Origin of the sequence: Sphingopyxis soli (assembly GCF_018682675.1) — a bacterium.
In the GTDB taxonomy this organism is placed as follows: domain Bacteria; phylum Pseudomonadota; class Alphaproteobacteria; order Sphingomonadales; family Sphingomonadaceae; genus Sphingopyxis; species Sphingopyxis soli.
In genome coordinates, this window is the sequence record NZ_JAFMTR010000004.1 from 1 (window position 1) to 9199 (window position 9199).

Consider the following 9199-nt stretch of genomic DNA (forward strand, 5'->3'; position numbering starts at 1 on the left):
CCTCGCTGTTTCAGGATCCATGGTCCGCCATTTCCTTAAGCGCCGCGCCGGACGAACGCTCAGTCCATGGATGCTGAAACAAGTTCAGCATGACGAGCTTGGTGCGACCACTCCTCACCTCAAAGCAGCCACTACCCTAATGCCCCATGTCGGCCATTGAAGCGTTCGGTCCGCCGGGCTTTGGCGGCCGCAGCAACAGCACCAGCGGCACCGCGGCGAGCGTCACCCACATCATCAGCCAGAAATCGTCGATATAGGCGACCATCGCCGCCTGCCGGTTGATCTCGGCATTGACCATCGCCATCGCGGTATCGCCGGCGATGCCGAAACGGTCGGCGGTCGAGGCGTCGAGCATCGACGTCGAGCTGTTGGTCACATGCGCCGCCAGATCCTCGTGGCTCGTCTGGATATTGGCGCCGAGCAGCGTAGTGACCACCGAGATGCCGACCGACGCGCCGATGCTGCGCAAGAGATTGAGCAGGCTCGACCCGTCGGTGCGGTACTGCGGCGGGATCGTCGCAAAAGCCATGGTGTTGAGCGGGATGAAGACCAGCCCCATGCCGATGCCCTGGACGAGGCCGCTGACGATCACCGGCCGCATCCCCATTTCGAGCGACCAGTGGCTCATCTGCCAGAGCGACAGCCCCGCGATGGCGAGGCCGGTGCCGACCATCCAGCGGGCATCGACCTTGCCGAGCAGTTGGCCCGCGACCCACATGCTCATCAGGATGCCGATGCCGCGGACCGCGAGCACCCAGCCGGTGTCGATCACCGGCCAGCCGAACAGATTCTGCAGCATCGGCGGCAGCAGCGCCATCGACGCGAACATCACGATGCCGATGACGACCATGAAGCCCATCGCGGTGACGAGGTTGCGATCGGCCATCATCTGCCGGTTGAAGAGCGTTTCGCGGCCGGTGAAGAGGTGGATGACGAACATCCACAGGCACGCGATCGCGACCGCCATCTCGATCCAGATCTCGCGGCTGTCGAACCAGTCGAGATGCGCGCCGCGGTCGAGCATCAGCTGGAGCGCCGAGAGACCGAGCGCCAGCATGGAAAAGCCGAACAGGTCGAACCGACGGTCGCGCCTGCGCGTCGCGGGAAGCAAAGCCCACATCATCGCAAGCGTCAGCAGCCCGACGGGCAGGTTGACGTAGAAGACCCAGCGCCAGTTGACCGACTCGGTCAGCCAGCCGCCCAGAATCGGCCCCAGGATCGGTCCGATCATGATCCCCATGCCCCAGATCGACATCGCGCGTGCCTGCTTTTCCGGCGGGTTGATATCGAGCATCACCGATTGCGAGAGCGGGCCGATGAAGGCGGCGCTGATCCCCTGCAGGAAGCGGAACGCGACCATCTGTTCGAGCGACTGCGCCGCGCCGCACGCCATCGACGCGACGATGAACCCCGCAATGGCGCCAAGAAACAACTCGCGGCGGCCGATGCGATCGGCAAGCCAGCCGGTGATCGGCATCGCGACCGCCGAGGCGAGGATGTAGCTCGTCAGCACCCAGGTCACCGTCTCGCTCGTCGCGCCGAGCGCCGACTGCATGTGCGGGATCGCGACGTTGGCGATCGTCGTGTCGAGAATCTGCATGATCGACGCGCCCATGACGGCGACGGTCAGCAGGCCGCGAAAGCGAACCTGCTCGTGCAGCGGGATCGCATCGTCGACGGCCGCGGCGGCGGACCGGCGGGGAAAGGCGCGGCTCGCCACGGCCTTATCTGTCGGTGAAGACTTTGACGTCGGCCGACAGCCCCGCGATCATGTCGCGCGCCGGCTTTTCGTCGAAGGCGATCCGCACCGGCACGCGCTGCGTCACCTTGACCCAGTTGCCCGTCGCATTCTGCGCCGGCAGCACCGAAAATTCGCTGCCCGTGCCGGCGCCGATCGTCAGCACATGGCCGCGGACCTTGAGCCCCGGATAGGCGTCGAAGCTGATTTCGGCGCGCTGGCCGACGCGCATGTCGGCAAGGTCGGTTTCCTTGAAATTCGCCTCGACCCAGGGGTGCAGCGTGTCGACGATCGTCACGGCGGGCAGGCCTTGCACCATCATCTGGCCGACGAGCAGCCGGTCGGACTGCGCGATGCGCCCCGCGCTCGGTGCACGGACTTCGGTGCGGCCGAGATTGACCTCCGCCTGCGAACGCTGGACCTTCGCCGCCTCGACCTGCGGATTGATCCCGCTTGCGCCGGTGGCGAGCTTCGAGCGCGCCTCGGCGGCGTCGGCGCGCGCCTGCGCCAGCGCGGCGCGTGCCTGTTCGACGGCATGTTTCGATGCGTCATAGGCCGCTTTGGTCGTAAAGCCCTTGTCCATCAAGGCCGCCTGGCGCGCGAAGTTCGACTGCGCGAAGGCCAGGCCTTCCTCGGCCGCCTTGATATCGACGCCGGTGGCCGCAAGGCTCGCCGACAGGTTGCCGACATCGACGTTGGCGGCGTCGATCGCGGCGTTCGCCTGGGCGACGCTGAGCGCATAGGGCTCGCCGTCGATGCGGAACAGCAATTGGCCCTTCTGCACCATCTGGCCGTCCTTGACCGCGACCTCGGTGATCCGGCCGCCGACTTCGGCGGCGATCGAGACCTTGTCCATCTGGACATAGGCATTGTCGGTCGACACCGATCCGCCGCTCGTCAGCCAGTACCAACCGCCTGCGGCCAGCAAAACGGCGGGCAGGCCGAACATCAGCAGGCGCGCGCGCCAGCTCGGCCCCGGCTTGCCTGCGGCGGCAGTGGCCGGCTGCGCCGGAGGCGGCACCGGGTCGGCCTTGGGCGCGCGCGCCGGCGCGGCGTCTTCGGCCTTGGTGCGGGAAGGGGAGAGCTGGTCCATTATGCGGTCTCTTTTAGGCATTCGCGGCGGGAGAGGTTGGCGCGCACCTTTTCGACGAGCGCGACCAGCTGGTCGACTTCGGCGGCGCTCAGTCCTTCGGTGGCTTCTTCGGTGAGCTTTTCGGCGATCGGACGCATCGCGCCGAGCATGTCGCCGGCGCGCGCGGTCAGATAAAGCCGCCAGGCGCGGCGGTCGGTGGGATCGGCCCGCCGCTCGACGAGCCCCGCCTCGGCGAGCCGGTCGACCATCCGCGAGAGGGTGATCGGCTCGACCTCGATCAGCTCGGCGAGCGGGCCCTGCCGGATGCCCTCGTGGCGCTTCAGATAGGTGATCATGCGCCATTGCAGCGCGGTGATGCCGGTGTCGCGCGTGCGCGCGTTGAAGGCGCGCCGGAACAGCCGCGCACTGTCGTTGAGCAGATAGCCGATCGTCTCACTCATGGCAGCAGATATAATAGCAATTGCTACTATATTCAACCATGAGGCGTCGCCAAGGGGAAATATCTGATTTGGTGTTAAATTCCTTTACACTACTTGCGCTGGGGCGCTTTTTGGGCAGGATATGGGGATGACCCTGACCGCCGACCTCTTCTGGTCCTTTCGCTCGCCCTACAGCTATCTCGCGATCGGCCGCTACCGGGCGCTTGCCGCCAGCCATGACCTGTCGATCAACCTGCGCCCGGTTTATCCGCTTGCGATCCGCCAGCCCGATTTTTTCGAGCGCAATCACCCCAACTGGCTGAGCTACACGATGCGCGACATGATCCGCGTCGCGCAATTCCACGGCATTCCCTTCGGACCGCCGCGTCCCGACCCGATCGTGCAGAACGTCATGACGCGCGAGATCGCGTCGGAGCAACCCTATATCTATCGCCTGACGCGACTGGGGCAGGCCGCGTCGCGGCGCGGCAAGAGCCTGGGTTTCTGCCACGAGGTTGCGCAGCTCATCTGGGGCGGGGCGCAGGACTGGCACCTTGGCGATCATCTTGCGGCCGCGGCGCGGCGCGCGGGCCTCAGCCTCGCCGAACTCGATGCAGAGGCGGAGGCCGATGCCGAGACGCTCGACAACGAGATCGCGGCGAACCAGGTCGCGCTGGAGATCGCGGGCCATTGGGGCGTGCCGACCTTGGTCTTCGATGGCGAGCCTTTCTTCGGCCAGGACCGGATCGAGATGGCGAAGTGGCGCATGGAGCAGAAGGGCTTGCAGACGCGCTGATCGGCCTTGCCCAACCCGTGGCCGACGGGGCATAGGCCGCGCATGAGCATCGAACCCCGATTTTTCGAAGCACGCGACGGCGTGCGGCTGGCATGGCGCGAGATGGGGGAGGGGCGCCCGGTCGTGCTGCTCCACGGGCTGTTTTCGAACGCCGAAGTCAACTGGATCAAATTCGGCACGGCGGCGCGGATCGCCGAAGCGGGCTTTCGCGTCGTCATGCCCGACCTGCGCGTCCACGGATCGAGCGATGCGCCGCATGAGCCCGAACATTATCCGCCCGACGTGCTGGTGCATGATCTGGAAGACCTGATCGCGCATCTGGGCCTCTCCGATTTCGACCTCGGCGGCTTTTCGTTGGGCGCGCGAACAAGCACGCGCGCCGTCGTTGCCGGGATCAAACCGCGCAAGCTGATCCTTGGCGGCATGGGGCTCGCCGGACTCGCCGGCTGGTCGCAGCGCGGGCAATTCTTCCGGCGCGTCATCGCCGACTATGAAACCGCGAAGCGCGGCGACGACACCTGGATGTCGATCCAGTTCATGAAGACGATGAAGATCGACCGCGTTGCAGCGCGCCTGCTCCTGGACAGCTTCACCGATACGACGCCCGACATGCTCGCGGCGCTGGCGATGCCGACCTTGCTCGTCTGCGGCGATCAGGATCAGGACAATGGCTCGGCCGAAGAGCTCGCCGCGGTTCTTCCCGATGCGCAGCTCGGCATCATTCCCGGCACGCATATGTCGAGCGTCACCCAGCCCGAGATGGGCGCGGCGATGGTTGCCTTCCTGATGGCTTGACCCTGCCCGCGGGCCGGTCCAGATTGCCGCCATCGCGCCCGAGAGCGCATCAGAATATCCAGAGGACGCCCCCATGAAAGCCATGATTTCAACGCTGTCGCTTGCCCTGTCGCTCGCGGTGGCGACCCCCGCCTTTGCGCAAGCCGCCCCCGCCGCCGCCCCCACGGCCGCGGACGCCGACGCCTTTATCGCCGCGGTCGAAAAGGACCTGTTCGACTATACGGTCGAGGGCGCGCAGGTGAACTGGGTCAACGCGACCTATATCACCGAGGACACCGACGCGATGGCGGCGCGGATCAACGCGGTCGGCACCGAAAAGTCGGTCAAATACGCCCTCGAAGCGGCGAAATACGCCAGCGTTGCGGGGCTTAGCCCGGATACGAAGCGCAAGCTCGACATATTGCGCACCGGCATCGTTCTGCCCGCGCCGACGACGCCCGGCGCCGCGACCGAGCTCAACACCATCGCGACCGACCTGCAGTCGCAATACGGCAAGGGCCGCGGGACGCTGAACGGCAAGGAAATCTCGGGCTCCGACATCGAAGCCGAGATGGGCAATCTCAAGAACACGCCCGCCCAGTTCGCCGAGATGTGGACAAGCTGGCACGATCGGGTCGGCGCGCCGATGAAGGACGACTATGTCAAGATGGTCGGCATCGCGAATGCGGGCGCGAAGGAACTGGGCTTTGCCGACACCGGCGCGATGTGGCGCTCGGGCTATGACATGCCGCCCGAGGACTTCGCCAAGCTGACCGAGAAAATCTGGCAGGACATGAAGCCGCTCTATGTGGCGCTCCACACCTATGTCCGCTGGAAATTGAACGAGAAATATGGCGATGCGGTTCAGCCGAAGACCGGCCCGATCCGCGCCGACCTGCTCGGCAATATGTGGGCGCAGGAATGGGGCAATATCTACCCGCTCGTCGCGCCGCCGGGCACCGGCGACCTTGGCTATGACATCGGCGACCTCCTCGCCGAAAAGGGCAAGGGGCCGCTCGACATGGTCAAGGCGGGCGAGAATTTCTATTCGTCGCTCGGCTTCGCGGCGCTGCCCGACACCTTCTGGAAGCGCAGCCAGTTCCTGAAGCCCGCCGACCGCGAGGTCGTCTGCCATGCGTCGGCGTGGGATATCGACAACAAGGACGATCTGCGCATCAAGATGTGCATCAAGGTGAACGCCGACGACTTCATCACCATCCACCACGAGCTCGGCCACAATTATTACCAGCGCGCCTATAACAAGCAGCCGTTCCTCTATCTCAATGGCGCGAACGACGGCTTCCACGAGGCGATCGGCGATTTCGTCGCGCTGTCGATCACGCCGCAATATCTGGTCGACATCGGCCTGCTCGACAAATCGAAGGTGCCGAGCGCCGACAAGGACATCGGCCTGCTGCTGCGCCAGGCGATGGACAAGGTCGCCTTCCTGCCCTTCGGCCTGCTCGTCGACCGCTGGCGCTGGGGCGTCTTCGACGGCTCGATCAAGCCCGCCGACTATAACAAGGCGTGGACCGATCTGCGGCTGCAATATCAGGGCATCGTCCCGCCGGGCGAACGGCCGGCGAACGCGTTCGACGCCGGCGCGAAGTTCCACATCCCGGGCAACACGCCCTACACGCGCTATTTCCTCGCGCGCGTGCTGCAGTTCCAATTCTATCAGGCGGCCTGCAAGCAGGCGGGCTGGAAGGGGCCGCTCCACCGCTGCTCCTTCTACGGCAACAAGGAGGTCGGCGCGAAGCTGAACGCGATGCTGGAGATGGGCGCGTCGAAGCCGTGGCCCGACGCGCTGCAGGCCTTCACCGGCAGCCGCGAAATGTCGGGCAAGGCGATGGCGGCCTATTTCGCGCCGCTGAAGAAATGGCTCGACGAACAGAACAAGGGCAAGCCGCAGGGCTGGTAAGCCGGGTTCGATCGACATGGAGAGGCCGGGGTGGCGACGCCCCGGCCTTTTTATTGCGCCTCGATCGACTGTTTGAACCGCGCCAGCCGCGCAGTCGCCGCCGCAGCGTGCGGGCCGATCCAGCGGTCGTGGATGTCCTGGATCGGCATCGCGTTCAGATGATTCCAGCGCTCGCGGCCGCGGCGTTCGGCGATGACGAGCCCCGCATCCTCCAGCACCTTCAGATGCTGCATCACCGTGCAGCGGTCGATGTCCGCGAAATGGCCGCACAGCGCGCCGGTCGTCAGCGGCTGATCCTTGAGATCGTCCAATATCTGCCGCCGGATCGGCGAGGCGAGCGCCTTGAAGGTCGCGTCGAACTGGTCGTGAATTGACATGTTATATAAATATAACATAAAAATATGCGACTCAAGCGGAGAATGATGATGGAGTTGAAGTTCAGGGTTGCGGCGCGGATCGCGAAGCCGGTGCACGAGGTGTTCGAGGCGGTCGCCGATCCCAGGCAACTGTCGCACTATTTCACGACCGGCGGCGCCAGGGGGCGGCTGGAGACCGGCGCAACGGTGACGTGGGACTTCCACGACTTTCCCGGAGCCTTTCCCGTCTATGTGATCGAGGTGGTGCCGGACGAGAAGATCGTCCTCGAATGGCAGGCGAACGAGGGCGAGGCGCCGAACGTCGAGGGCGGCGAGCCGAAGGACGCCGATTACCGCACGCGCGTGACGATGAGCTTCACGGGGCTCGACGACGGCCGCACGCTGGTCGAGATCGCCGAGGAAGGCTGGCGCGCGAACCAGGGCGCGCTCGGGGCGTCTTACGGCAATTGCCAGGGCTGGTCGCAGATGCTGTGCGCGCTCAAGGCGTGGGTCGAATATGGCATCAATCTGCGCGAGGGGATGTACAAATAATCGATCCTCCCTGTGCCGCAGGCATGGGGAGATGGCAGCCCGCAGGGCTGACGGAGGGGCGAAGGCCATGCGCCCCTCCACCGCCTTCGGCGGTCCCCCTTCCCACGGCTTCGCCGCAGGGAGGATTAGTCGGGATACTCCATTCTGAGCGGGCGGGTGCCGATCGGGGCACCGGTGTTGGCATCGACCACCACGGGGCGCACGACCTCGCCGGTCGCCACATCGAGATGCTGGCTGAGCGCACCCCCGCCATTATATTTCCGCCCCCACGCGCCGATCGCCATCAGGATCGGCAGGAAATCGCGCCCCGCATCGGTGAGCAGATATTCGTCGCGCGGCGGGCGCTGGCTGTAGCGCGTCTTCGCGATCAGCCCCGCCTCGGTGAGCGCCGACAGGCGCCGCGACAAGATGTTCGGTGCGATGCCGAGGCTGGTGCGAAGCTGCTCGTACCGCGTCAGCCCGCGTTCGATATCGCGCAGGACCAGCATGCTCCAGCGGTCGCCGACGCGCATCAGTCCGCGGTCGACGGGGCAAGTGCCCAAATTATTTTTATCCATACCCATTGAACCTATATGGGGCAGTCACTATCATTTTGCAAGTGACCCGTTGGAGGGCCGCCTGCTAAGGAGAATGACGATGACGATTCCCACTGGAACGGCCCTGATCACGGGCGCGTCGACCGGCCTTGGCGCCGTTTATGCCGACCGCCTCGCGAAGCGCGGGCACGACCTGATCCTCGTCGCGCGCAACGGCGCGCAGATGGAAGAGCTCGCTGCCAAGCTGCGCGCCGACTATGGCGTTGCGGTCGACGTGATCGCTGCAGACCTGACCAAAAGCGGCGACGTGACGCGCATCGAGCAGCGCCTGACCGACGATGACGCGATCACGCTGTTCGTCAACAATGCCGGCATGTCGCTGAACGGCGGGACGCTCGAGAACAGCGCCGCCGAGATCGAGACGATCATCGCGCTCAACATCACCGCTGCGGCGCGGCTCGCCATCGCGGCGGGCAAGGCGTTCGGCGCGCGCGGCAAGGGCGCGATCGTCAACATCGCCTCGGTCCTCGCGCTCGCCCCCGAACAGTTCGAGGGCGTGTACAGCGGGTCGAAGGCGTTTCTGCTCAACCTCAGCCACGCGCTCGCCGCGAACGGCCGCGACAAGGGCTTCCATGTCCAGGCGGTGCTGCCGGGCGCGACGCGCACCGAAATCTGGGAGCGGTCGGGCAAGGACATCGATGCCTTCCCTGCCGAGATGGTGATGAGCGCAGGCGATCTGGTCGACGCGGCGCTGCTCGGGCTCGACCGCGGGGAGGAAGTGACGATCCCGCCGCTCGCCGACGAAGGCCAGTGGAAGGCCTATCATGCCGCGCGGCTCGCGATGGGCCCCAACCTGTCGAAGCGCGATGTGGCGGCGCGCTACCGCGTGAACGAAGCGGTTTGACTCGACGGAAGGGCGGCCCTCGCAAGCCGCCCTCTCATCGTCGGGAATCGACCGGAAGTTGTCCTTCCTTGTCTCGTCACCCCGGACTTGATCCGGGGTCCATTCGCGCA

General features: G+C 65.6%; 10 protein-coding genes. 5 read left to right on the forward strand and 5 right to left on the reverse strand.

Translation table 11 applies throughout. The features are described 5' to 3' along the window. Nucleotides 1-136: 136 nt before the first annotated feature. Genes J1N50_RS00345 through J1N50_RS00355 form a run of 3 tightly spaced genes read right to left on the reverse strand, consistent with a single transcriptional unit; the run spans nt 137 to nt 3271 of the window. Entirely contained in the window at nt 137-1720 is a 1584-nt protein-coding gene (locus J1N50_RS00345; RefSeq protein ID WP_215348920.1) for a DHA2 family efflux MFS transporter permease subunit, read from the reverse strand. Between the two features lie 4 nt (nt 1721-1724). After that, on the reverse strand, nt 1725-2831 hold the full coding sequence (locus J1N50_RS00350; RefSeq protein ID WP_215348923.1) for an HlyD family secretion protein: 1107 nt from the start codon (nt 2829-2831) through the stop codon (nt 1725-1727). After that, on the reverse strand, nt 2831-3271 hold the full coding sequence (locus J1N50_RS00355) for a MarR family winged helix-turn-helix transcriptional regulator (protein ID WP_215348925.1): 441 nt from the start codon (nt 3269-3271) through the stop codon (nt 2831-2833). Before J1N50_RS00355 ends, J1N50_RS00350 begins: the two co-directional genes overlap by 1 nt. 127 nt (nt 3272-3398) lie before the next feature. On the opposite strand from J1N50_RS00355, the gene J1N50_RS00360 reads away from it, so the two are divergent. From J1N50_RS00360 to J1N50_RS00370, 3 genes are all read left to right on the forward strand, one after another. Beyond that, entirely contained in the window at nt 3399-4046 is a 648-nt protein-coding gene (locus J1N50_RS00360) for a 2-hydroxychromene-2-carboxylate isomerase (protein WP_215348928.1), read from the forward strand. Nucleotides 4047-4088: 42 nt separating this feature from the next. Next, nucleotides 4089-4841, forward strand: coding sequence for an alpha/beta fold hydrolase (locus tag J1N50_RS00365; protein WP_215348931.1), 753 nt, complete (start codon nt 4089-4091; stop codon nt 4839-4841). Between the two features lie 73 nt (nt 4842-4914). Next, nucleotides 4915-6741, forward strand: coding sequence for a M2 family metallopeptidase (locus J1N50_RS00370; protein ID WP_215348934.1), 1827 nt, complete (start codon nt 4915-4917; stop codon nt 6739-6741). Nucleotides 6742-6791: 50 nt separating this feature from the next. Here the strand turns inward: J1N50_RS00370 and J1N50_RS00375 are convergent, their stop codons facing one another. Continuing rightward, nucleotides 6792-7118 (reverse strand): ArsR/SmtB family transcription factor, encoded by a 327-nt coding sequence (locus J1N50_RS00375; RefSeq protein WP_215348937.1) that lies wholly within the window; start codon nt 7116-7118, stop codon nt 6792-6794. 24 nt (nt 7119-7142) lie between these two features. On the opposite strand from J1N50_RS00375, the gene J1N50_RS00380 reads away from it, so the two are divergent. After that, complete coding sequence (locus J1N50_RS00380; RefSeq protein WP_246552837.1) at nt 7143-7649, forward strand: SRPBCC family protein; 507 nt, start codon at nt 7143-7145, stop codon at nt 7647-7649. A 125-nt stretch (nt 7650-7774) separates the two neighbouring features. Here the strand turns inward: J1N50_RS00380 and J1N50_RS00385 are convergent, their stop codons facing one another. After that, nucleotides 7775-8206 (reverse strand): winged helix-turn-helix transcriptional regulator, encoded by a 432-nt coding sequence (locus J1N50_RS00385; protein ID WP_246552839.1) that lies wholly within the window; start codon nt 8204-8206, stop codon nt 7775-7777. A 79-nt stretch (nt 8207-8285) separates the two neighbouring features. Between J1N50_RS00385 and J1N50_RS00390 the strand changes: the two genes are divergently transcribed. Then, entirely contained in the window at nt 8286-9089 is an 804-nt protein-coding gene (locus J1N50_RS00390; protein ID WP_343227818.1) for an SDR family NAD(P)-dependent oxidoreductase, read from the forward strand. Nucleotides 9090-9199: the final 110 nt, after the last annotated feature.